The sequence below is a fragment of the Actinomadura napierensis genome (assembly GCF_039529375.1).
GTDB classification, from domain to species: domain Bacteria; phylum Actinomycetota; class Actinomycetes; order Streptosporangiales; family Streptosporangiaceae; genus Spirillospora; species Spirillospora napierensis.
In genome coordinates this window covers 1-600 of the sequence record NZ_BAAAMR010000361.1, presented here as the reverse complement: position 1 = coordinate 600, position 600 = coordinate 1, and the positions used below count along the sequence as shown (strand labels likewise).

General features: G+C 40.7%; 2 protein-coding genes. Both read right to left on the bottom strand.

The annotated features are described in order from the left end of the window. On the bottom strand, nt 1-290 hold a 290-nt coding region (locus ABD296_RS50795), incomplete at its 3' end, for a tetratricopeptide repeat protein (RefSeq protein ID WP_407061601.1). Between the two features lie 15 nt (nt 291-305). Then, a partial coding sequence (locus ABD296_RS49925; protein ID WP_344285681.1) for a tetratricopeptide repeat protein occupies nt 306-600 on the bottom strand: 295 nt, incomplete at its 5' end.

Below are 600 nucleotides of genomic sequence, written 5' to 3'. Positions count from 1 at the left end.
GGACTTTCCGGGAATAAAGCACGTAACTGGTTTACTAAAACTTGCATTCCCATTTTATCCGCATTGGCTCGAGCCACTCTTAAACCAATCCAAAGTGCGCGTGCACCCTGATTTTTCTGCCCCACTGTACGAACATATTGTTCATACATTTGTGTAGCAGCCGGAATCTGCTGCTGCAAATAAAAAATTTCTGCTAACTCTAACATTGAAATGTAAGAGTCGCGGTTAGCAAGAAGTGCTTGTTTGAATGTTTTTTCAGCACTCGCAATATCGCCTAGTTTTAAATAAATTCGCCCCAGATTTTCTCAGGCCTGGTAACGTTGATCATAGCCTAATGTTGCACCAGCAATACGAAATTGCTCAATAGCATCATTATAACGCTCCATTTGGTACAAATACGTACCATAATTATTACGTGCCTGAGCATTGTCTGGTTCAGATGAAATTGCACGCTTAAAGTAATGTTCTGCTTTTTCTAAATTGGGTTTACTGCCTTCTTGTTGCAATAAAATACCCATCATCATATTTGCCGTTGCATCACGACTATCGACACTTAACGCTTGGTCAAGAGAACGCTTTGCAGAATCCAAGTCACCAGAA